This window comes from Sphaerotilus microaerophilus, from assembly GCF_023734135.1.
GTDB lineage: Bacteria > Pseudomonadota > Gammaproteobacteria > Burkholderiales > Burkholderiaceae_C > Sphaerotilus > Sphaerotilus microaerophilus.
This window is the reverse complement of record NZ_AP025730.1, coordinates 2,170,074-2,191,117: the sequence shown is the minus strand read 5'-3', so window position 1 is coordinate 2,191,117 and position 21,044 is coordinate 2,170,074. Positions and strand designations below refer to the sequence as shown.

Here is a 21,044-nt window from a genome sequence, read left to right as displayed (position 1 = left end):
GGCACTGCCCTCTGACGGCCCGTAAAACCATGATTCGCACGAACCGGACCATCCTGGGTGTCGATATCGCTGTGCGGCAGTCTGCTGCCTTGGTGCAGGAGTTGCTTGATCGCACCTCGACCGGCGAGACTGTGCGTGTCGCCTTTGCGAATGCCAATCTCTTGAATGTGTCCGCAACTTCTCCGCCCTTGCGCGTGGCGCTGCGCCGCTTTCTGGTCGTCAACGACGGGTCAGGGATCAACCTGGCTTCTCGCCTGCTGGGGTACGGTGCATTTCCCGACAACCTGAACGGCACGGACTTCATCCCATACTTCCTGACCAGCGCGCACCGAACCCTGAAGATCTATCTGCTGGGCGCGAGTGCCGAGGTGGTCAGCCAAGCTGCTGCGGTCATCCGGCAACGCTGGCCAGAACACCGGGTGGTGGGTTTGCGGGACGGCTACTTCCACAGCGAGCAAGAACCCGAGATCCGGCGCGAGATCGCCGAAACCGGAGCCGACGTCGTGCTGGTGGCCTTGGGCAACGGCAAACAGGAGCACTTCGCAGCGACGCTCGACCAGACCGGAGCAGCGGTGTTCTGTGTGGGGGCGCTGTTCGATTTCCTGAGCGGGCGGGTGGGACGGGCGCCAACATGGATGCGGGGTTTGGGCATCGAGTGGGTATATCGCCTGCTGCTCGAACCCGGGCGCCTGTGGCGCCGCTATGTCCTCGGCAACCCCTTGTTCGTGTGGCGCGTACTGTGGTCCAGGGGCCGCTCCGGCACCGGGCATCTGCAGGAGGGCCAACGGTGATGCGGCCGAATCCCTTGTTTTCGGTGATCACGGTCTGCTACAACGATCTGGCGAACTTGAAGCGTACGGCGGCTTCCGTGCTGGAGCAGTCGTGCAAGGACTTCGAGTGGCTGGTTGTGGATGGCGGATCCAGGGACGGCACGCCCGACTGGCTTGCCCAATTGCCACCAGGACAGTGCGTCTGGTCGTCGGAACGGGACGCTGGCATCTTCGACGCCATGAACAAAGGTTGCGACCAAGCACGGGGTCAGTACCTCGTGTTCATGAACAGCGGCGACCTGTTTTTCAACCCTCGGGTGCTGGAGCTGGTTTCCGAAGCGATCCGCAGCCAACCCGGTGCGCAACTCCTGTACGGCGACTCCGTCGATGAAACGGCTGACGGCCACGGCACCTTGCGCCATGCCCGCCACCATGACGGCTACCAACTCGGCATGTTTGCCCAACATCAGGCGATGTTCTTCCGCGCCTCACCGCTGCGCTATCGCACGGACCGTCCCATCACGGCCGACTACGCGTACATCGGGGAGCACATCCAGGCGGCTCAGGATCCCGTGCGCATCGTGAAACTCGACTTCGCGGTTTGCCGCTTCCTGCTCGGGGGACTCAACGAAAAGGCGCGGTTTGCTGCACTGCGCGAAGACTACCGGACCCGCATCGACGTCTTCGGCATGAACCGCCCAAAAGCGGCTGTGCTGTATGCCGCGCATTACGCCCACACTTGGCTGAAGCGGCACAGCCCCGGCATCGCGACAGCGCTGCGCCGCTGAGAATCAGGGCTTCACGCACCGCCCGCGCGCGGGACGTGCCCAAGACACTCCGCCACGCCATAGCGATGACCCGGCTACTCTGGAATCACTGGCACCGCAAGGTGCTCATGCGCCGCTTCCCCGGCATACGCATTGACAAAAACACCTACATCGATGCGGCCAGCAGCCTGGGTGCGTATTGCCGCCTCTATGAAGGAGCCTCGGTCAAGGGGTCGTCGCTGGGGCGTTGCACCTACGTATCGGATGCCAAGGTCAGCCATTGCGACGTGGGGGCGTTCTGCTCGATTGGCCCGCGGACCTTGGTCGGCGGGCTGGGCGTGCACCCGACCCAATGGGTATCCACGCATCCGCTGTTCTATTCAAACCGGGGCCAGGTGGGCATTTCGTTCTGCGACCGTTCGCACCTCGACGAAGTGCCACGCACGCGGGTGGGCCATGACGTCTGGATCGGCGCGGGCGCCGTGGTGCTCGATGGCGTGGAGATCGGACACGGCGCCATCGTAGCCGCCGGCGCCGTCGTGAAAGAGGACGTGCCGGCCTATGCCATCGTGGGTGGCGTCCCCGCTCGGGTCATCCGGTTTCGACACCCACCAGAGGTCGTCCAGCGACTCCTGAACGCGGCCTGGTGGGACCTGCCACTGGAAACACTCAAGACCCACGCGGCCCTGTTTCGCAGCGCCGACGTCTCTGCGTTGTTGGAGCAACTGAACGCATGACCGCACCCATCGTCCTGTTTGTCTACAACCGGCCGCAACACACGGCAGCCACCCTGGAAGCCCTGAAGGCCAACCACCAGGCCGAGAACAGTGACCTTTACATCTATTCAGACGGTCCGAAGAAGCCTGCCGACGCGGCATTGGTGGAAGAGGTTCGGGACGTCTGTCGCACGGTGGAAGGATTCCGGTCGGTGCAATTGCTCTGCTCGTCGGAGAACCGGGGTCTGGCCGAATCCATCATCAAAGGGGTATCCGAGGTCGTTGCCCGTCACGGCCGCGTGATCGTGCTGGAGGACGACCTGGTCACTTCGCCCCATTTCCTGCAGTTCATGAACGATGCGCTGGAAGCCTACCAGCACACGGACCGGGTGATGCACGTATCGGGTGCGACCTACCCGGTTTCCTGGCCGGGCAACGACACCTGTTATTTCCAGACCATCCCTTTGTGCTGGGGCTGGGCAACCTGGGATCGGGCATGGCGATACTTTGCCCGCGACATCGCCGTGATGGACCGGTTCTCCCGGCTACAGCGCTGGCGGTTCAACTACAACGGCGCTCATCGCTATTGGGACCAGCTGGTGGGCAACCAGCAGGGTCGCATCAAGACCTGGTTCATCTTCTGGTACGCGCAGGTGTTCCTCAGGGGGGGGCTGAGCCTGTTTCCACCCCGCTCCCTGGTGCGAAACATCGGGTTCGACGGGTCCGGCATCCACTGCGGCACTTCAGGCGTCTACACCGCCGAAGCAGCCGACAAGGCGGTCTTGGTCGAGACGAACCTCCCCCTCGTGGTCAGTCGGCAGGCCTTCAAAGCCCATGTGGTGTTCTTCAACCTCGTCGGTCATTCGCGTTGGCGCAGGCGCTTCGAGAAGCTCCGCCGCATGCTGCTCGGCCCGACCTGAGCGCTGCAGATAGTCGGCACAGACCGGCGTGCCATCCACTGGGCACTTGATTTGGCCTCCTTCCTGCGCTCATCCAGCCTCACCGTGCTCAGCACGGTCGGGGTGACCGTGTGTGGACTCTTCACCTCCGTGCTGACGGCCAGGCTGCTCGGGCCGGAGGGCCGAGGCCTGCTCGCTGCCGTGATCTTGATCGCCACGCTGGCGGCCAGATCCGCGCAGCTCGGGCTCGGCTCCGCCTTCGTCTACTTCGTGAAATCGCGCAGGGCAGGACCGATGGCCGTGCTGCTCCCCGCGGCCGCGAGCCTGGTCACGTTGGCCGCCGCCGCCCTGGCGCTGCTTGGCACGCACCTGAGTTCAGGGCGGGGCGTGGAGAACCTGTCGTGGCTGACGCTCCTGCTGTCGGCCCTGATGGCGCTGAACACATTCGTCATCGCGGTGTCGCCGCTCAGGAGCGACCTCGTCTTCCACAACGCGGCCCGGCTGCTGCCCAACCTCGGCTATGCCCTCGCACTGCTGCCCGTGCTGGCACTGGGCCTGCATGTCGAGCTGCCCTGGCTGCTGGGCGTGCAAGTCCTGGCCTATGCTGGCGTGAACGTGGCCTCGATCGTGTGGATGGCACGCGCGAGGATCTGGTCCGCCGAAGCCTCCGGCGCGGCCCTGGGTGTGGTCGAGTTCGTGCGCTACGGCCTGCTGCAGCACGGCACCGTGCTGGTCGGGTTGCTCGTGCTCAACTTCGACAAACTGATCGCGCTCGGGGCGAGTTCACTCGCCAACTTCGGCTTCTACGCCCTGGCCTTCAGCGTTTCACGGATGATCGGTTCGATACAGGACGCGTTGTCGACGGCACTATTCTCCCGCTACGCCGGCGGCAGCACCCAGGTCCTGTCGGAGAAGGTCAACTTCGTGTTCCGGCTGACCTTCGTGCCCATGCTCCTGGTGGCAGCGCTGGGTGCACTCCTGAGCCCGTGGGTCATTCCACTGCTGTTCGGTACGGCGTTTCGACCCGTGGTCACGCCCTTCTGCGTCCTGCTGTTCGAGTGCGTCGTCGGGGGGGCCAGCTGGACCTTGGCTCAGCGCTTCGTCGGCGCCGGCCGACCGGGCCTCGTGTTCTTCCGCCAGGCCATCGCGGCGGTGCCGGTCCTTTGCGCAATCCCGTTCGTGCAGGGAGAAAACCTGTTCGTGACCTTGTCGTACCTGATGCTCGCTGGCGCGGCCCTGCGACTGGCCATCTCATGGGCCATGTACCCGACGGTTCTTGGCGAGCCGCTGCCAACGCCCTGGCCCACCCGAGCGGACCTGGCCTACCTGGGCCGGCTGATCAAACGCCAGCGTTCGGCGTAGGACTGCACGCCGGCCACGTTGGTCGCCCGCGGCAATCGGGCCTGCAAGCTGCCCGGCAACCTGCAACCAGCCGCCGCTCCGCCCAGTCAACTGGCGCCGCTCGACAGCGCACAAGCGATCCGAGGCCTGGGCGGGAAACTCGGCGGATCAGCCGTTCAGCGGTCCACGGTGTAGCGTTCCTTCAGCTTCAGGAAATACGACTCGTAGTGCTTGAAGCTCAGCCTGGCCAGCACCGTGGTCAACACCACCGTGGCAGCGAACAACGCCGCGCTGTCGGGATCCACGCCCACGGCGCCCAGGGATTTGGCTGCCAGGTTCTTGCACAGCATGTGCAGCAAATACATGCCGTAGCTGATTTCCCCGATGTACCGCGCCCAGCGATTCGTCAGCAGCGTGGACAGCAGGTGATCTTCCCTGACGACACAGGCACCGACGAACATCGCCAATGCCGTGTGCAAACACGCAGGCGGCAGGCTGGACGATGAGGCGCAGGCCACCACCAACACGAGGGCGGCCGGCGCAGCCCAGCGCCCGCCCAGCACAGCGGCCACCAGGCGGAACGTGCCCTCACGATCCAGCAAGATGGCCAACAGCGACCCGATGACGATGGCGACCGGCACCTTGTGTGCAAAATACGCGCCCATGACCTGCCCGACCGTCGCCAGAATGGCCACAGCCACGAGTACCCAGGCGGCCCGAGCCGGCGCGCGGCACAGGAGCAGCACGGCCGGCCAGATCAGATAGAACTGTTCTTCGGCCGCCAGCGACCAGGCGAAGTAGAAGATCGTCCGCCCATCCAGGGCAACGAACAAGTTGGACGTATAACTCAGGAAGTAGGGCAGGTTGACGAAGAAGGCCTGCCCCGCCGCCGAGTGCCGCTCCAGCGCATACACCAGCACCACGTAGATCAGGATCACCGTGTAATAAAGCGGAAAGATCCTGAGTGTGCGTCGCAGGTAAAAGGCCTTCAGGTCAATGGCCCCGCCTTTGCGCCACTCCCGCAGCAGCAGGGTGGTGATGAGAAATCCACTGATGGAAAAAAACAACGTCACACCGTGACCGCCCAAGTGCGCCAACAACGACGGGGTCCCCGTGGGAGCGGTGTGATGCCAAATTACCGCAATGATGCTGATTGCGCGCAATCCATCCAATGAGCCAAAAAATCGTCTCGCCGCATACCCATTGAAATTCAGAGAGAGGTCAAATGATTTCATGCCAACCATCAAAACTCATGCAGCAGAAGCTGCGCAAGGGCGGACACAGCGACCCAACCGGGATCCAATAAATTTTGCCGCCCTCGCGTCATAAAGATAATGCATCACTCCACCAATGGCAACCGCAGCAGCGGCTGAAGCCAATGTACCCAAAAAACCCTTGTTCACATAAACCAACTGCTGCCATATATATATTGAATAAGACGTTTCACCCAAGAACACAAAAATAGGCAACGAAAACCAACGCAACAATAAATTATTACAGGATATTGCAAGCAACGCCACACTCAACCCCATAAACAGGGATCCAAGCGTATATTTAATCGCATCCGGGAACAGACCAAACTGAAGACCGATGCTTACACAGAAGACCACTGGAAAGACAGGAGCACGAGTCAGGATATGAAACTTATCTAGCGACAAGACACCGAAAAGAGCTCCAGACAGCATCGCCACCAACCGACCATCAGGTCTAAAGAATATTTTTTGATAATTAAGAGAAAATGGATCAGCTTCGAATTTTACGTTCAGCAAGACCCAGGCAACAGAAACAGCAATTGCCATGGACAGAACGACTAATGCCTGTCCCCGCCAAAAGCGCACAATTGCAGCCAACCCCGCCAACACCAGATAACCCTGCAACTCCAAGTAAACAGACCACAAGTGGCCGACAGGCCTCGGCAAACCCATATCAAGCGCTGTTGGGTACCAGTTTGCAGCCACACCCACAAACAACAGGTGTTCGAACGACAGCCAGCCTTTGTAGGCGTAGTAAACCCCGACCGTCAACAGGAATAGCAAGAGTGACGGGAGAATTCTTGATAGACGCCTAACCGCAAACCGATCAAGTGGCAAGTTTTCCTTAAATAGTATCCCACCAATTAAATAACCAGACAATGCGAAGAACAGTTCCACCCCGAGACGACCAGCATTGACGGAACCGCCCCCCTCAGATTCCAGACCGAGTCCCGGCAGAAAATGCCCAACAAGAACTGAGAGAATCGCAAATCCCCGCCATCCTGTCAGAGAATCATTTTTTTTCATTTATCACTACCAAACAGACTCGAACAAATCAATTTCCAAACAAGAAGAGCCGGAAAACCGGCTCTTCTTGTTTCGATATCAAACCAACCAAGCAGGGATTGGTTTAAAGAGGAAACACCGACTCGCCATCAAGAAGACTTCTCGTTCAGGATGACACCCGCGATCCGCGCAGTTGACGTCCCCACGGCGGCCACGACCTCCTGCAGATTTTTCGTCTTCGTTTTGTCCTTGCTGGCGACGATCAACGCTGAACCGCATTTGGCTGCGATCACGATGGCATCGCTGCCGGCCACAGCGGCAGGGGTGTCCACCACCACGTGATCGAACTTGCGCATGAGTTCGCCGATCAGCAGGCGGAAGGCTGGCCGCTCCAGCAGTTCCAGCGGATTCGGCGGCGTGACACCCACCGGCATCACATAGAGACCGGCGATATCGGGGGCCTGGTAGATGACGTTGTCTTCCTGGCGACCGCTCAGGATGCCGCTCAGCCCACTGGTGTTCGGGACATCGAACACCTGGTGAAGCCGCGGCCGGCGAAAATCGGCATCCACAACCAGGGTCCGCCCGCCCATTTGGGCCAGCGCGATCCCGAGATTGGCGACGAAAAACGTCTTGCCATCGCCGTGGTCTGCGCTGACCACGGCCAAGGCTCGTTTGGGTTCGGCCGGGCTGAAGGCGCGAATCATCAACTGGCTGCGAATGGCGCGGAACGCCTCCGCTTGGCGACCGAAGGGCTGAGACGCAACCACCAGTTCCTGGCGGAACTCGCGGACATGCTCCGGCGCATAGGGATAGTGAAACTGCTGGCTCAGCGCGAAGATCACGTCCGAGTCGCTGGCCAGCCCCAGCGCCACGGCGGCCTCACCAAAGCGCACACCGTGTTCCTTCTGGTGGGCAACGATGGCCTCGATCTGCTCATCCGTCAGATTCTTGGTCGTCCGGATGATGTCCCCGATGCTTCGGTCATCGGAAAAGGTGGAGTGGACATCGTCGCTGCTGTGAACCAATGTCGGCCCAGACGATTTCGACCCGATCTGCTGGCGTGCGCCCAAGCTCATTCAGCGCTCCTGGAAAGATACTTGCACAAAGCGATATCCATCGCTGATCACGACTGCGGGCGAGGCAGGCGCCCCAACACCTGACCCGGCAGGACGAGCGCAGAGCGCCCGCCAATCAGGCTGGTCGATGGCTTGGGCAGGGTGCCCAGGACCGGCAGGTCCAGCAAGGCGGTCACGTCCACCGCGGTGCGCACACGCCGATCCAGCAATTCACGAAGGAAGACGAACGCCAGGGCCAGCACGCTGCCGGCAAAGATGCTCACCAAGGTGTTCAGCGTGACCCTCGGCGACGACGCAAAGGCCGGCACCGTTGCAGGCGACAGCACCGAGATGTTGGTCAGGGTGCTCTGGCTTTCGAGGTTGGTCTGGTTCTGGCGCTGCACGACGGAGTCGTAGGTACGCTGCGCCGTCTCGACTTCCCGCAAGAGCACATTCGCCGTGTCACGTTGCTCGCGCATCTTCATGACCTTGGCGCGCTGCGCTTCCAGGGAGGCCTTGACCTCGGCCTCCCGCAGGCGGTTGATGTTGCTGGTCACGCCAACACCCCCCGTGACACGGCGGGTTTCGGCCTCGACCCGTGAATTGAGCTCCTGGATGTTGGCCCGCAGTTCCAGCACTTGCGGGTGGGCCTCACCCAGGCGCGCGCTGAGCTCCTTCATCTTGGCCTCCAGCCGAGAGACGTCAGCCTTCAAGCTGGAAACGAGCGGGTTGTTCAGCACATCCTGCAGTTGGTCCCCGGCAATCTTGGCTTGGCTGTTTCTGCTGTTGGATTCAGCCGAGATGGCCTGAAGCGCCACCAGCTGTGAATTGAGTTCATTCAGTCGCTGGGTCTCGACGTCCACCCGCTCGTCCGTGGCCAGCAGACCATGGTCCTTCTGAAAGACGGAGAGCTTGGCCTGGGCCTTTTCCAGCGCCTCCCGCAGGTCTTTTGCGCGGGCATCGAAGAACTCGGTGTATTGCTTGGCCGGCGAGGACTTCAGGCCGACGCTGACAGCCAGGTATGCCTGCACGAAGGCGTTCGCAATACTCGCGGCAGCCCGCGGATCAGGATTGGTGTAGACCACCGTGATGACGTTTCCCTCGCGAGAGGGCCTGACCTCCAGCCGTTTCTGAACGGCATCCGCGAGCCAGGCGATGTAGTCACCCCGGCCTTCGGTATCTTCGATCCATTTCGCCCGCGCTTCCGGGTTCTCATTGAGCCGCAGTTCCCGAACCACGCGCTGAGCCACCAGATCGCTCTGGATGATGTCGACCTGCGTGGCCATGTAGGACGGCGCAGCCATGGCCCCCATCACGATGCCGGCGATCGGGTCGGGTGACCGCACATCTACCACAACCGTCGCTTCTGCACTGTAGTTCTTGGGCAGCATCAGACTGATGCCGATGGTCGTGCCGACCGTCACGACGAGCACGATCAGCGCGGAAAGCCACCGAGCCCGGAGAATGGACATGAACTGCGAGAGATTCATCACTCGACCCCTTGTTCAGAACAGGCTCTCGCGCACGTAGATCACGTCGCCATCCTTGAGCTCTTCCGTCATCGCTGGCTCCAGTTCAAGGACCGCACTCCCCGCGCCGGTCCGGCGGTGGACCTTGAGGCCCTTGATCGTTCCGCGTTGAGTGGTGCCACCACCAATGGCCAGGGCCTGGATCACGGTCATTCCCCGCTCCAATCTCATCACCCCCGGCCGTTGCACCTCACCATAGATATAGACGACCGGCATCCGGTCCACATACAACGTGTCGCCGTTCTGGACCAGTGGATCCGCACCTGAACCGTCCGTGAACAGCGTGGCAATGTTGATTTGCTGCCGGATCAGCTTGCCGTTGCGCACCCCGTTGAGGATGACGACGTCGCTGCCACCGGTGGTGATGCCGCCTGCAACGGCAAGCATTTCGCTGACCCGCACGCTACCGACTTCCAAGGGGAATCGGCCCGGCCGGTTCACCGCACCCAACACACTCACCTGGCTACCACGGATCTGAAGCAGGAGGATGCTCACCTGGGGCTGGCGCAGGAAGTTTCCCTTCAGCAATCCGTTGGCAACCACCTTTTCAGCTTCGGGAATGGACAGGCCACCGAGCTGAACGGTACCCAGCAAGGGATAACTGATGGTGCCCGATTCGCTGACCCGAGTTTCCAGGGTCAGGTCCTGATTCTGATAAACGTTGATACGCACCACATCGCCGGCACCCAACACGTAGTCCCGCCGCGCGTCTGCCGTCTCGGCAGAAGAATGGCCTGCAAAGAAGAAGGTCAGCACCGACGCGATGACGAGAAGCCACCAGTTGCGACGCCACGGGAGTACACGGGAAAGGTTGTGCATGCGATTCATCACCTTGAGACAGCCCGGGCCGAGACCACGGGCATACGGAAAGAGGCCAGCCCCGCGAAGGGCTGACCCACCCTCACTGGCTGGCAGCACCCGTGGGCGCCACCACGGGGGCCTCGACACCACTGGCCGCAGCGGCAGGCGCAGCGAACTGGCCCTTGTATTCGATCTTGGCGGCGTCACGCAGGCGCTTGACCTCGTCGGCCACCAGCTTGCGCTTGCGGTCGTTGAGCAGGAACTGCTCGATGGCAGGGCGGGCCGTTTCTTCGGTCACCGGCGCCGGCTTGGCCCCGGTGAGGAAGACCACGGTCAGTCCGGCGGGCACGGCCACGCTGAAGGACTGGCCTTCACCCATGGCTGCGATCTTGTCCACCATGGCCAGGGACAGGTTCTCGGGCGCCTGAGTGACGTTGCGGCTGGCGAACTTGATATTGGCCGCGCGCAGTGCATTGGACAGCTCGTCTGCGCTCTTGACGCTTTGCAGCTTGCCGGCCAGGGCTTGGCTCTGGTCGGCAGGCACCTCGATGGCGAACTCGCTGAAGGAATAGATGCGACGCTGGGCAAACAGGGCCGGCTTGCTGGCGTAGTAGGCCTTGACGTCATCGGGCGTCGGCTTGGTGGCGCTTTCAGCGACACGATCCGCGTACGCACGGGCAACGATGTCACGGCGAGCAGCCTCGATGGCGGACACGACCTTGGGATCCCGGTCGATCTTCATCTCCGCGGCCTGCTGGATGGCGAGTTCCTGGTCGATCAGGCCTTCGAGGATGCGCTTGCTGGCGGCGGGCACCATCTCGGGCTTGATGCCGGGTTGGCGCTGCAGCACGTAGTTGATCTGGTGGACGGAGACTTCTTCCTTGTTGACCTTGGCGGCCACCTGCGTGGCCCCTTCCTTGCCGCCACCGCCACAGGCGGCCAGCATTACGGTCACGCCCAGCGCGGCAGCGGTCAATGCCAAGCGCGCTCCCCGGTGGTTCAGACAGTGGATCGAAGAGGACAACGTAGTCGACGAACTTGACATGGTGGTTGTGTGCTTGCTCCCTGGGCCGTATACACGCGGGCGACCCGCGCCCCAAGCGCCAGAGGTGGAGGTAAGAGATGCGGGGAAAAGCGAAGGAAACCGAGGTCATCTTAGCGGCGCCCCCTCCCCGCCCACTCCCCGGTTTGAAGGGGAGAAATCTCCCCTGTGCACAAGCGCCGTTAAGTTCGCACGGAAGGTGTCACCACATGTACCGACCGCCTCAAGTCCACTCGCAAGCCCTGGGCAGAGCCGGCTGCGGTGGGTCACGCGTTGATCCTGCGCGGCCAGGGCTGATGCAGGCGATCGTCAAGACGGCGCGTGCTCCCACTGCCAAGCCGCGGGGGGAGATCCCGCTTGACAGGCGGCTGAAGATGCCCTCGCGTTGGGCCCCTGCGCCGCCGATAACGTCTGCGCGGCGAGCCAGCACGCGCAACCCGACAGCAGGCCGACACAGCCATGTACCGAGCCAAGGCACAAGGGTGCAACCGCGTCTCGAACCTGAAGGCCGTAGGCTGAACGCCTAGACCGGCGGTGTGGGCGGAATTGACCAAAGCCGGACATCGACCTTGGTGATGGCGGAAGCGGTGAGATTCGAACTCACGGAAGGGTTCCCCCTTCGCTGGTTTTCAAGACCAGTGCCTTAAACCGCTCGGCCACGCTTCCTTTGGGAGGACCCGGATTGTGGCAGATCTGCTTGCCGCGTTCCGCCATTCCCCGCTCGCCGCTCGCCGGTCCCCGTTCCCGTTCCCGTCAGCCTGGCCGCTGCGCCTGCTCGCAGGCCACGCTGACGAGTTCGCGCCGGCCGCCGTCGATGCGCGCGGCCGTCAGGCGCCCGCCCCAGACGCAGCCGGTGTCCAGCGCTAGCAGGTCGGGGCGGTCAAGCAGCCCGAGGGTGGACCAGTGACCGAAGGCGATCGGCTGGCCCGCGGTGCGGCGGCCCGGCACATCGAACCAGGGCATCAGGTGCGATGGGGCCGCATCGGCACCTTCCTTGACCTGGAAGTCGAGTGTCCCGTCGGCAGCGCAGAAGCGCATGCGCGTGAACACGTTGATGGCCAGGCGCCAGCGGTCCGCGCCCTGCAGGTCGCCGCTCCAGCGGGCCGGCTCGTTGCCGTACATCACGCGCAGGAAGGCGGGCAGGTCGTCGCTGTCGAACAGGCGGTGCAGTTCGTCGGCCAGCGACAACGCCTGCTCGGCATCCCACTGGGGCGCCACGCCGGCGTGCACCATCAGCCAGCCGTGGGCCTGCACGGCCAGGCGCTGTGCACGCAGCCAGCGCAGCCAGTGCGCGCGGCGCGGGCTGGCCAGGATGGCGTCCAGCGTGTCGCTGCGGTGGGCCCGGCGCACGCCGTGCGCCACCGCCAGCAGGTGCAGGTCGTGGTTGCCGAGCAGACAGGTGGCGGCATCGCCGAACTGCGCCAGGCGCTCCAGCACCTGCAGCGAGCAGGGCCCGCGGTTCACCAAGTCCCCCAGCAGGTACAGCCGGTCACGCGAGGGCGAGAAGGCGATGTGCGCCAGCAGCCGCTCGAAGGCATCGCAACAGCCCTGCAGGTCTCCGATAAGGTAGATCATGGCGGCGATTCTGCTACGCTCCCCGCCCACTTCGACTCTGGTGCGGATCCTGCTCCGTGCCTGCCATGGACGTTGCCCTTCTGATCTTCCTCATCCTGCTCAATGGCGCCTTCGCGATGTCGGAAATGGCGCTCACCGCCAGCCGCAAGGCCCGGTTGCAGGTCCTGGCCGAGAGTGGCGACGTTGGCGCCGTGGCAGCGATGACGCTGCATGACAACCCGACCCAGTTCCTCTCGACGGTGCAGATCGGCATCACCTCCATCGGCGTGCTCAACGGCATCGTCGGCGAGGCCGCGTTCTCCGCGCCGCTGGCTGCCTGGCTGAAGGCCAGCTTCGTGCTGATGCCCGAGCGCGCAGCCGACATCGGCGCCACCGCCATGGTGGTGGTGGCGATCACCTTCCTGACCATCATCTTCGGCGAGCTGGTGCCCAAGCGCGTGGGCCAGATGCACCCGGAGGCGGTGGCCCGGCTGGTGGCAAGGCCGATGACCTGGCTGTCGGTGGTCGCCAGCCCCTTCGTGCGCATGCTGTCGGGCAGCACCCAGGCCACGCTGCGCCTGCTCGGCCTGCGTGACAGCGGCAGCCGCGGCGTGACCGAGGAGGAGATCGCCGCCAGCCTGGAAGAGGGCCTGGACGCCGGCGTCATCGAGGCGCACGAGCACCTGATGGTGCGCAACGTGTTCCGGCTCGACGACCGCCAGATCGGCTCGATGATGATCCCGCGCGGCGACATCGCCTGGCTGGACGTCGCCGCCCCGCGCGACGCGATCCTCGCCGTGCTGACCGAGCACGGCCACTCGCGCTACCCGGTCTGCCGTGGCGGGCTGGACGACGTGCTGGGCGTCATCACCGCCCAGCAGCTGCTGATGCAGCTGGCCGCCAGCCGCGAACTGGTGCTGGTGGATGCCATGCAGCCCGCCGTGTTCGTGCCCGAAACGCTCTCTGGCATGGAGCTGCTGGAGCACTTCCGCGCCTCGGTGGTGCAGATGGTGTTCGTGGTCGACGAGTACGGCGTGGTGCAGGGCGTCATCACCCTGCGCGACGTGCTGGAGGCCATCACCGGCGAGTTCACCCCGCCGCAGGCCGAGGACGCCTGGGCGGTGCAGCGCGAGGACGGCTCCTGGCTGATCGACGGCCTGATTCCCGTGCCCGAACTGAAGGACCGCCTCGGCCTCAAGCAGCTGCCCGACGAGGATCGCGGCCGCTACAACACCCTGGCCGGCATGACCATGCTGCTGCTGGGCCGGCTGCCACAGACCGCCGACGCGGTCGAGTGGGACGGCTGGCGCTTCGAGGTGGTCGACCTCGACGGCAAGCGCGTGGACAAGCTGCTGGCCAGCCGCATCACCCCTCAAGGAGAAGACGATTGACCAACCCATCCCCTGCTGACACGACCCCATCGCCGACCCCGCCCCAGGCCACGGCCGGCCCTGCCGCGGCTTCTGCGCTCTACCGCGACGTCGTGCTGGTGGACCGCAAGGCCCACGCCGGCAAGCGCGTGCAGCCGGTGCAGGACTGGCGCATTGCGGCCGAGATGAACGCCGTCTTCGTCACCGGCTCCGAGTTTGCCGCCGCGGCACGCGAGTTCCCGATCGCCTTCGTCCCTGTGGGCACCCAGGCCGACGGCAAGCCGGAGGTCTCGCCGGTGGTGCTGCTGGGCCTGCGCGAGCGCGAGAACCTCACCGTGACGCCCAGCGGCCGCTGGGATGCGCGCTTCCTGCCCGCGTTCCTGCGCCGCTACCCCTTCGCCTACGTGCGCACCGACGGGGAGCGCTTCAGCCTCGCCGTCGACAGCGCCTGGCCCGGCTTCAACGACCGCGAGGGCCAGCCGCTGATGGACGGCCAGGGCGAGCCCAGCCCCTTCCTCACCGAGCTGCTGAAGTTCCTCGACGCCTTCGAGGACGAAGCGGCCCGCACCCGCCGCTTCGCCAGCCGCCTGGTCGAGCTCGACCTGCTGCGCGGCGGCGAGATCAACGGCAAGCTGGCTGACGGCACGCCCGTGCAGGCCCAGGGCTTCTTCATGGTCGACGAGGCCAAGCTGCGCGATCTGCCCGACGCCACCGTGCTGGACCTGCACCGCAGCGGCGCGCTGGGGCTGATCCATGCGCACCTGGTGTCGATGGGGCAGGTGGAGAGCCTGGCCGCGCGGTTGGCCCGCCGCAGTTGAGCCACCTTGGACACCTGCCGGGCATCCACCCCACAGGTGTTTCGGCAGCCCAGCGGGTGGTGGGCTCATCGGCCCGTTTGGGAGGGCCCCCTCACCAGCTCACTTCCCGGTCGGGCGTGGCGCCGATCTTGTGGATGGAGAGGTCGGCGCCCTCGTACTCCTCTTCCTGGCTCAGGCGCAGGCCAACGAAGGCCTTGATGCCGCCATAGACCAGGAAGCCCCCCGCCAGGGCCCAGCCGACGGCCAGCGCGGTGCCGATGAGCTGGCTGGCGAAGCTGACGCCGCCGAGGCCACCCAGCGCCTGCTGGCCGAAAATGCCGCAGGCGATGCCACCCCAGGCACCGCACAGGCCGTGCAGGGGCCAGACCCCGAGCACGTCGTCGATCTTCCAGCGGTTTTGCGTCAGGGTGAACAGGCTGACGAAGATCGCACCGGCTGCACCGCCGGTCACCAGGGCGCCCGCCGGGTGCATCAGGTCCGACCCCGCACAGACCGCCACCAGGCCGGCGAGCGGGCCGTTGTAGGCGAAGCCGGGGTCATTGCGGCCCATCAGCGCGGCCACCAGGGTGCCGCCGACCATGGCCATCAGCGAGTTGACGGCGACGAGGCCGGAGATCTTGTCCAGCGTCTGTGCGCTCATGACGTTGAAGCCGAACCAGCCCACCGCCAGGATCCAGGCACCCAGCGCGAGGAAGGGGATGCTGGACGGCGGGTGCGCGCTCATCAGGCCGTCCTTGCGGTAGCGGCCGGCGCGCGCGCCGAGCAGCAGGACGGCCGCCAGGGCGATCCAGCCGCCCACGGCGTGCACGACGACGCTGCCGGCAAAGTCATGGAACTCAGCGCCAAAGGCCGACTTCAGCCAGGCCTGCAGGCCGAAGCGCTGGTTCCACGCCACGCCCTCGGACAACGGGTAGACGAGACCAACGATCACCGCCGTGGCCAGCAGCTGCGGGCCGAAGCGGGCGCGCTCGGCAATGCCCCCGGAGACGATGGCGGGAATCGCCGCCGCGAAGGTCAGCAGGAAGAAGAACTTGACCAGCTCGTAGCCATTCTTGGCCGCCAGCGTCTCGGCGCCGGTGAAGAAGCTGGTGCCATAGGCCACCGCGTAGCCGACGAAGAAATAGGCGATGGTGGAGACGGCGAAGTCCACCAAGATCTTGACCAGGGCATTGACCTGGTTCTTCTTGCGCACCGTGCCGAGCTCGAGGAAGGCGAATCCGGCATGCATGGCCAACACCATGATGGCGCCAAGCAGGATGAACAGCGCATTGGCGCCGTGCTGGAAGGAGGAGTCCATGGGTGGAAGCAGCAGGCCTGGGAGGTTGTGGGGCGAAGCGGCGGATCAAGGCTGCGGAAACACCAGGTTCGGGCAGCGCGCACCGTGTTAGCAAACTTCATTCCACAAGTGGTGCACAAGCGCCCCACCAATGAGCAGGAGGCACCGACAGCGGGAAAAACCCTCGTTGAGCCTCATATCGGTGCGCGATCAACCTCCCGGATCGGTGCATCGGCGTGGCTCTGCACGGTTGAGGTGCAGTCCTGATTGTCAATGGCACCAATGTCAATGGGGTCAGGTCTTGTCTTTTGTCTAACTCCTGGAATCCAAACCACCTGCCTGCCCCCTCTGTGTGCTGTACACCGCCTGAGGCACAGAGATCCAGTATTCATCAGCAAAAAAATGCATAAATGGGGTCAGGTCTTGTCTTTTGTCATTCTTCGGAAGCAATGCATAAATGGGGTCAGGTCTTGTCTTTTGTCATTCTTCGGAAGCAATGCATAAATGGGGTCAGGTCTTGTCTTTTGTCATTCTTCGGAAGCAATAGCACCTGCCTGCCCCGCTGTTTGCTGGACACCGCCTGAGACGCAGCGACTTGGCGTTTGTTAGCAAAAAGCAAGACCTGACCCCATAAGATGACCCCATAAGACCATAGAGCCTTAATGTGGAAGACACCCAAGCGCGGACGTGTGGCTGCCTGACCTGAGGCTGGTCGGGGCCGCAAGGTCAGCAGGCAAGCGAGTCTCAGGTGGCGGTGGGGGTGGCGATGAAGCCGTGCTTGCGCAGCATTTTGAGCCAGCGCGGGGCGTTGCGCTGGACGTTCAGGGCCTCGTAGTCGACCTCCTTGTCTTGGTAGTGGGTGCCGTTGGCCAACATGGCGTAGACGGTACGCAGCATCTTGTGGGCCAGCGCCACGATGGACTTCTTGTGTCCCTTGCGAATGGCCAGCGCGTCGAACTTGGCCTTGAGCGCGCAGCGGGTACGCGCTGCAGCCTGGGCGAACTCGCACAGCAGCCTTCTGACCCAGGCGTTGCCCTTGCGGATGCGCCCGGTCTTGCGCTTGCCCGCGCTCTCGTTGTTGCCCGGGCAGATGCCCACCCAGCTGGCCAGCCGCTCGGCACTGCCGAAGACGTCCATGTCCGCGCCGATCTCCACCAGCAGCATCGCCGCGCCCTGGATGTCGATACCCGGCAAGGTCTGCAGCAGCTTGAGCTGCGGCTGCCAGGCGCGCAGTCCGTCCAGCAGGTATTGGTCCATGCGGGCGATGCGGGTCTCGATGTGCTCGATGTGCTGCATGATCTCCTGGGCCACGAAGCGGTGCGCGGCGCTGAACTGCTCGGTGCTCAGGGCCTCGAACAACTCGTCCCGGCTGGCCCGAAGGCGCCCCTTTTGATCCAGCACCTCGTACATGGCTTGGCCCGCAATGAGCGCCTTGACCATGGCGCGTGCACTGGCACCGTGGATGTCGCTGACCACCACGTTGATGCGCATGCCCGCATCTACCAGCACCTTGTGCAGCCGGTTCTTCTCGGCGCTGCACATGCCCACGAGCTTCTGCCGCTGACGCGCCACCAGACGAAGCTGGCGCAAGTCCACCGGTGGAATGAACGAGGCGCGCAACAGGCCCGCACGCGCCAGCGTGGCCAGCCACTGCGCATCGGCCATGTCGGTCTTGCGCCCGGGCACAGCTTTGACATGGCGCGCGTTGACCACCCACGCGATGATGCCCACCGCCTCCAGCGCCGCAAACGGGCTCTTCCAGTACACCCCCGTGCTCTCCATCACCACCACCTCGGGCCGAATCTCCAGCGACCATTGCGCCAAGGCACGGCGGTCGCGTCTGAAGGCTCCGAAGTCGCGCTTGGTGACCTCCACTCGGCCATCGTCATGCTCGACCACCGCACAGGCGGTGATCTTGGCCTGGTGTACGTCCAGCGCGATCACGCGTTTGTGCATCGGGGTCAGATCCATTGCCGGGCTCCTGCAGCTTGAACAACAATCACAAGCGTGCGGGCCCGCGCAGGTGCCGCCGACCAACGGCCTGCCGGGACAAAGCCTGGCGGCTCTCTTTAATGTGGGCTGTCGGGCGCCCGGGCTCCGCAAGGAACTCAGCAGCGCCCGCAGGCAATCCTGGGTACGAGTGGTCGGCAGCGGGTCAAGTTAGCGATCGCGGTCGAGTGCCATCAAAATATTGACCGACCTCTACCCGCTCAGGCCCGCACACCCTCAGTGTCTTCCATCATCCAGGGTGACCCGCCCGGGCCATGACAGTTAGATCAGGCGCCGAATCCGGCAATCTGCCGCCTGTGGAAGGGGTACCTCGGTCGCCACGACGGCATGGCGGGAGCGGGCCGCTACAATCCGCCCGCGCTGACCGCACCAGTCCGGGTGGCGCAGTCAATCCGACCCCCTTCGCTACCGCTTCAGCTGTTCCGACTGGCGCCCTCGCAATGAGTGGCTGCGAGCTGAAGACGTCCCGCACGCTGCGGGAAACACCCCATCCATGACTTTTGATGACCTGGGCCTGGCCCAGCCGATTCTTCGTGCCGTGCACGAGGAAGGCTACGAGATTCCCACGCCCATCCAGCAGCAGGCGATCCCCGCCGTGCTGGCCGGTGGCGACCTACTGGCCGGCGCACAGACCGGCACCGGCAAGACGGCCGGTTTCACCCTGCCGATGCTGCACCGCCTGAGTGCCACGCCGGCGCAGCGCGATGCGCGCGGCCGCCTGCCCATCCGGGCCCTGATCCTGACGCCCACCCGTGAGCTCGCCGCGCAGGTGGAAGAGAGCGTGCGCACCTACGGCAAGTACCTGAAGCTCGCCAGCATGGTGATGTTCGGCGGCGTGGGCATGGGCCCGCAGATCGACAAGCTGCGCCGCGGCGTGGACATCCTGGTGGCCACACCCGGCCGGTTGTTGGACCACCACCAGCAAGGCACGCTGGACCTGAGCCATGTGGAGGTGTTCGTGCTCGACGAGGCCGACCGCATGCTGGACATGGGCTTCATCCACGACATCAAGAAGGTGCTGGCCATCGTGCCGGCGAAGAAGCAGAGCCTGCTGTTCTCGGCCACCTTCAGCGACGAGATCAAGACCCTGGCCGACCGGCTGCTGAACAAGCCGCAGGTGATCGAGGTCGCGCGGCGCAACACCACCGCCGAGACGATCGCGCAGAAGGTGATCCCGGTGGGCCGCGAGCGCAAGAAGGAGCTGCTGGCGCACCTGATCCAGAGCCAGGACTGGCACCAGGTGCTGGTGTTCACGCGCATGAAGCACGGGGCCAACCGCCTGTGCGAGTACCTGAACAAGGCCGGCATCACCGCGATGGCGATCCACGGCAACAAGAGCCAGGGCGCGCGCACCAAGGCGCTGGCCGAGTTCAAGACCGGTGACCTGGCCGTGCTGGTGGCCACCGACATCGCGGCGCGCGGCATCGATATCGACCAGTTGCCGCACGTGATCAACTTCGAGCTGCCCAACGTGCCGGAGGACTACGTGCACCGAATCGGCCGCACCGGCCGGGCCGGCGCGCAGGGCGAGGCGCTGTCGCTGGTGTGCGTGGACGAGGAAGGCTTCCTGGCCGACATCGAGAAGCTGATCAAGCGCAGCATCCCGCGCGAGGTGGTGCGCGGCTACGAGCCGGACCCGAGCGAGAAGCCCGAGCCGATCCAGCTGGGCCGGCGCACGCTCAATGGTTCGCCCAGCCCGCGTGGCGGCCGGCGCGACGGCGGCGGCGGTGGCAGCCACCACCCGGGCGCAGGCCGTGGCGGCTCGGGGCCGGGCCGTTCGTCAGGGGGCCAGGGTCGCCCAGGTGGGCAGGGCCAGGGGGATCGCCCGCGCGCGGCAGCGCCGTCGGGCGCCCGTGCACCAGCAGGCCAGGCACCAACTGGACGCCCGGCCGGTTCGCCGGCCGGCGCCAAGCCGGGCTCTGCCGGGCGGCCGGCCCACGCTGCATCGGGCCACGGCGGCCGCGATTCGGCAGGGGGTCAGCAGCGCCCGGCACGTCCGGCCGGCGGTGCGCTCACGCGCCCGCCGACCCGCTCGCGACAGGGCTGAACAGGCGCCAGGGCTGGCCCGCTGCCGGGGAGGCATCGGGCCGCTGCCGCAGACTGCGGCCTAGCCAGGCGTCGAACAGCATGCGTGTCGCGGCACGCTCCAGCGCCGCCGGCGGCACGCGCGGGGCGTGCAGGCGGCGCAGATCCCACATCGGCCCCAGGCGGGCAGGCACCCTTCGGCTCACGCCCAGGTGCCCCACCGACACCGCGCCACCGGCCGCAGCCGGCCTGCGCGCCTCGATGAAGCCGTGATGGGCACAGAAGGCCCGCAGCACCGGGTCGTTGGCCGGGACATGGGCCTCCATCCGCGGAGCACCACAGGCGCAGGCCACCTCGTCGCAGTAGTTCAGCAGCGCCGTGCCCACGCCCTGGCCACGCGCAGCGTCATGGACCAGCAGGCACTCCAGCTGGCTGACCTGCCGAGCCGGCAGCACCGCCAGCCGCGCCAGGCCGACCAAGCCCTGGGAGGTGATGGCCACAACGAGGCTGTGGCGCTCATCGCGCAGCCAGCGCCCCAGCGTCGCCTCGTCCAACTCGGGCAGGTGGCGCTGCGCCAGCGACAGCATCCGGGACCAGTCCCGGATGCGCGCCGGCCGCAACCGCACGGGCTCTCCGGGAGCGGGAGGAAGGGTGTCACTGACTTCGGGCATCGGGACCATGGCGGAACTGTCTCCGGGGCGGCGTAGGCGTGTGAATTTGAGAAATTGATCACATTTTGTAGCTTGCTAGCATGACACGTCACCACATGTAACGCCAGCAAACGTTTACCCCAAACTGCACATGGCTTCG

General features: G+C 64.7%; 18 protein-coding genes and 1 tRNA gene. 8 read left to right on the top strand and 11 right to left on the bottom strand.

Going from position 1 to position 21,044, the window contains the following annotated elements; genetic code table 11:
- The first annotated feature begins 29 nt into the window (after positions 1 to 29).
- The 5 genes from NGK70_RS09615 (at position 30) to NGK70_RS09595 (ending at position 4,514) form a co-directional block, all read left to right on the top strand.
- Positions 30 to 791, top strand: coding sequence for a WecB/TagA/CpsF family glycosyltransferase (locus tag NGK70_RS09615; RefSeq protein WP_251973020.1), 762 nt, complete (start codon positions 30 to 32; stop codon positions 789 to 791).
- Positions 791 to 1,558: a glycosyltransferase family 2 protein gene (locus NGK70_RS09610; RefSeq protein ID WP_251973019.1), complete on the top strand. Its 768-nt coding sequence runs from the start codon at positions 791 to 793 to the stop codon at positions 1,556 to 1,558. Before NGK70_RS09615 ends, NGK70_RS09610 begins: the two co-directional genes overlap by 1 nt.
- Positions 1,559 to 1,623: 65 nt before the next feature.
- On the top strand, positions 1,624 to 2,274 hold the full coding sequence (locus NGK70_RS09605) for a CatB-related O-acetyltransferase (protein ID WP_251973018.1): 651 nt from the start codon (positions 1,624 to 1,626) through the stop codon (positions 2,272 to 2,274).
- Complete coding sequence (locus tag NGK70_RS09600; RefSeq protein WP_251973017.1) at positions 2,271 to 3,173, top strand: glycosyltransferase; 903 nt, start codon at positions 2,271 to 2,273, stop codon at positions 3,171 to 3,173. The genes NGK70_RS09605 and NGK70_RS09600 overlap by 4 nt, the downstream gene beginning before the upstream one ends.
- A gap of 84 nt (positions 3,174 to 3,257) precedes the next feature.
- Complete coding sequence (locus tag NGK70_RS09595) at positions 3,258 to 4,514, top strand: lipopolysaccharide biosynthesis protein (protein WP_251973016.1); 1,257 nt, start codon at positions 3,258 to 3,260, stop codon at positions 4,512 to 4,514.
- Positions 4,515 to 4,669: 155 nt separating this feature from the next.
- Here the strand turns inward: NGK70_RS09595 and NGK70_RS09590 are convergent, their stop codons facing one another.
- The 8 genes from NGK70_RS09590 to NGK70_RS09555 all read right to left on the bottom strand — a co-directional run bounded on the left by NGK70_RS09590 (position 4,670) and on the right by NGK70_RS09555 (position 12,756).
- The gene (locus NGK70_RS09590) at positions 4,670 to 5,728 is read right to left on the bottom strand and encodes an acyltransferase family protein (protein ID WP_251973015.1); all 1,059 of its coding nucleotides are present in this window, start codon (positions 5,726 to 5,728) and stop codon (positions 4,670 to 4,672) included.
- A gap of 15 nt (positions 5,729 to 5,743) precedes the next feature.
- Positions 5,744 to 6,772 carry an acyltransferase family protein gene (locus tag NGK70_RS09585; RefSeq protein WP_251973014.1) on the bottom strand — a complete coding sequence of 343 codons (1,029 nt, stop codon included), beginning with the start codon at positions 6,770 to 6,772 and terminating at the stop codon, positions 5,744 to 5,746.
- 128 nt (positions 6,773 to 6,900) lie between these two features.
- Positions 6,901 to 7,830 (bottom strand): polysaccharide biosynthesis tyrosine autokinase, encoded by a 930-nt coding sequence (locus NGK70_RS09580; protein ID WP_251973013.1) that lies wholly within the window; start codon positions 7,828 to 7,830, stop codon positions 6,901 to 6,903.
- A gap of 47 nt (positions 7,831 to 7,877) precedes the next feature.
- On the bottom strand, positions 7,878 to 9,299 hold the full coding sequence (epsF, locus tag NGK70_RS09575; protein ID WP_251973012.1) for a chain length determinant protein EpsF: 1,422 nt from the start codon (positions 9,297 to 9,299) through the stop codon (positions 7,878 to 7,880).
- A 15-nt stretch (positions 9,300 to 9,314) separates the two neighbouring features.
- Positions 9,315 to 10,157: a polysaccharide export protein EpsE gene (gene epsE / locus NGK70_RS09570; RefSeq protein WP_251973011.1), complete on the bottom strand. Its 843-nt coding sequence runs from the start codon at positions 10,155 to 10,157 to the stop codon at positions 9,315 to 9,317.
- Positions 10,158 to 10,239: 82 nt separating this feature from the next.
- Positions 10,240 to 11,121 carry an EpsD family peptidyl-prolyl cis-trans isomerase gene (locus NGK70_RS09565; RefSeq protein ID WP_251973010.1) on the bottom strand — a complete coding sequence of 294 codons (882 nt, stop codon included), beginning with the start codon at positions 11,119 to 11,121 and terminating at the stop codon, positions 10,240 to 10,242.
- 636 nt (positions 11,122 to 11,757) lie between these two features.
- Positions 11,758 to 11,847 (bottom strand) — tRNA-Ser (locus NGK70_RS09560).
- A gap of 87 nt (positions 11,848 to 11,934) precedes the next feature.
- A complete protein-coding gene (locus tag NGK70_RS09555; RefSeq protein WP_251973009.1) occupies positions 11,935 to 12,756 on the bottom strand; it encodes a symmetrical bis(5'-nucleosyl)-tetraphosphatase in 822 nt (273 codons plus the stop codon).
- Between the two features lie 65 nt (positions 12,757 to 12,821).
- Here NGK70_RS09555 and NGK70_RS09550 point away from each other — a divergent pair, with 65 nt between their 5' ends.
- Both NGK70_RS09550 and NGK70_RS09545 read left to right on the top strand, forming a co-directional pair.
- Entirely contained in the window at positions 12,822 to 14,126 is a 1,305-nt protein-coding gene (locus NGK70_RS09550) for a hemolysin family protein (protein WP_251973008.1), read from the top strand.
- On the top strand, positions 14,123 to 14,923 hold the full coding sequence (locus NGK70_RS09545) for a SapC family protein (RefSeq protein ID WP_251973007.1): 801 nt from the start codon (positions 14,123 to 14,125) through the stop codon (positions 14,921 to 14,923). The genes NGK70_RS09550 and NGK70_RS09545 overlap by 4 nt, the downstream gene beginning before the upstream one ends.
- Before the next feature lie 91 nt (positions 14,924 to 15,014).
- Here NGK70_RS09545 and NGK70_RS09540 read toward each other — a convergent pair whose 3' ends face one another.
- Complete coding sequence (locus NGK70_RS09540; RefSeq protein ID WP_251973006.1) at positions 15,015 to 16,220, bottom strand: ammonium transporter; 1,206 nt, start codon at positions 16,218 to 16,220, stop codon at positions 15,015 to 15,017.
- Between the two features lie 723 nt (positions 16,221 to 16,943).
- Positions 16,944 to 18,170 (bottom strand): IS110 family RNA-guided transposase, encoded by a 1,227-nt coding sequence (locus NGK70_RS09535; RefSeq protein WP_251969229.1) that lies wholly within the window; start codon positions 18,168 to 18,170, stop codon positions 16,944 to 16,946.
- Between the two features lie 532 nt (positions 18,171 to 18,702).
- On the opposite strand from NGK70_RS09535, the gene NGK70_RS09530 reads away from it, so the two are divergent.
- On the top strand, positions 18,703 to 20,256 hold the full coding sequence (locus NGK70_RS09530) for a DEAD/DEAH box helicase (RefSeq protein WP_251973005.1): 1,554 nt from the start codon (positions 18,703 to 18,705) through the stop codon (positions 20,254 to 20,256).
- On the opposite strand, the gene NGK70_RS09525 is transcribed toward NGK70_RS09530, so the two are convergent.
- A complete protein-coding gene (locus NGK70_RS09525; RefSeq protein WP_251973004.1) occupies positions 20,222 to 20,914 on the bottom strand; it encodes a GNAT family N-acetyltransferase in 693 nt (230 codons plus the stop codon). The two genes, NGK70_RS09530 and NGK70_RS09525, sit on opposite strands and share 35 nt — an antisense overlap.
- Positions 20,915 to 21,044: the final 130 nt, after the last annotated feature.

Bases quoted from the DNA above. Each gene is read 5' to 3' on its own strand.
- NGK70_RS09525 (WP_251973004.1), bottom strand. From the start codon at position 20,914: ATGGTCCCGATGCCCGAAGTCAGTGACACCCTTCCTCCCGCTCCCGGA.
- NGK70_RS09605 (WP_251973018.1), top strand. From the start codon at position 1,624: ATGACCCGGCTACTCTGGAATCACTGGCACCGCAAGGTGCTCATGCGC.
- NGK70_RS09600 (WP_251973017.1), top strand. From the start codon at position 2,271: ATGACCGCACCCATCGTCCTGTTTGTCTACAACCGGCCGCAACACACG.
- NGK70_RS09585 (WP_251973014.1), bottom strand. From the start codon at position 6,772: ATGAAAAAAAATGATTCTCTGACAGGATGGCGGGGATTTGCGATTCTC.
- NGK70_RS09615 (WP_251973020.1), top strand. From the start codon at position 30: ATGATTCGCACGAACCGGACCATCCTGGGTGTCGATATCGCTGTGCGG.
- epsF (WP_251973012.1), bottom strand. From the start codon at position 9,299: ATGAATCTCTCGCAGTTCATGTCCATTCTCCGGGCTCGGTGGCTTTCC.
- NGK70_RS09550 (WP_251973008.1), top strand. From the start codon at position 12,822: ATGGACGTTGCCCTTCTGATCTTCCTCATCCTGCTCAATGGCGCCTTC.
- NGK70_RS09610 (WP_251973019.1), top strand. From the start codon at position 791: ATGCGGCCGAATCCCTTGTTTTCGGTGATCACGGTCTGCTACAACGAT.
- epsE (WP_251973011.1), bottom strand. From the start codon at position 10,157: ATGCACAACCTTTCCCGTGTACTCCCGTGGCGTCGCAACTGGTGGCTT.
- NGK70_RS09530 (WP_251973005.1), top strand. From the start codon at position 18,703: ATGACTTTTGATGACCTGGGCCTGGCCCAGCCGATTCTTCGTGCCGTG.
- NGK70_RS09540 (WP_251973006.1), bottom strand. From the start codon at position 16,220: ATGGACTCCTCCTTCCAGCACGGCGCCAATGCGCTGTTCATCCTGCTT.
- NGK70_RS09590 (WP_251973015.1), bottom strand. From the start codon at position 5,728: ATGAAATCATTTGACCTCTCTCTGAATTTCAATGGGTATGCGGCGAGA.
- NGK70_RS09535 (WP_251969229.1), bottom strand. From the start codon at position 18,170: ATGGATCTGACCCCGATGCACAAACGCGTGATCGCGCTGGACGTACAC.
- NGK70_RS09580 (WP_251973013.1), bottom strand. From the start codon at position 7,830: ATGAGCTTGGGCGCACGCCAGCAGATCGGGTCGAAATCGTCTGGGCCG.
- NGK70_RS09555 (WP_251973009.1), bottom strand. From the start codon at position 12,756: ATGATCTACCTTATCGGAGACCTGCAGGGCTGTTGCGATGCCTTCGAG.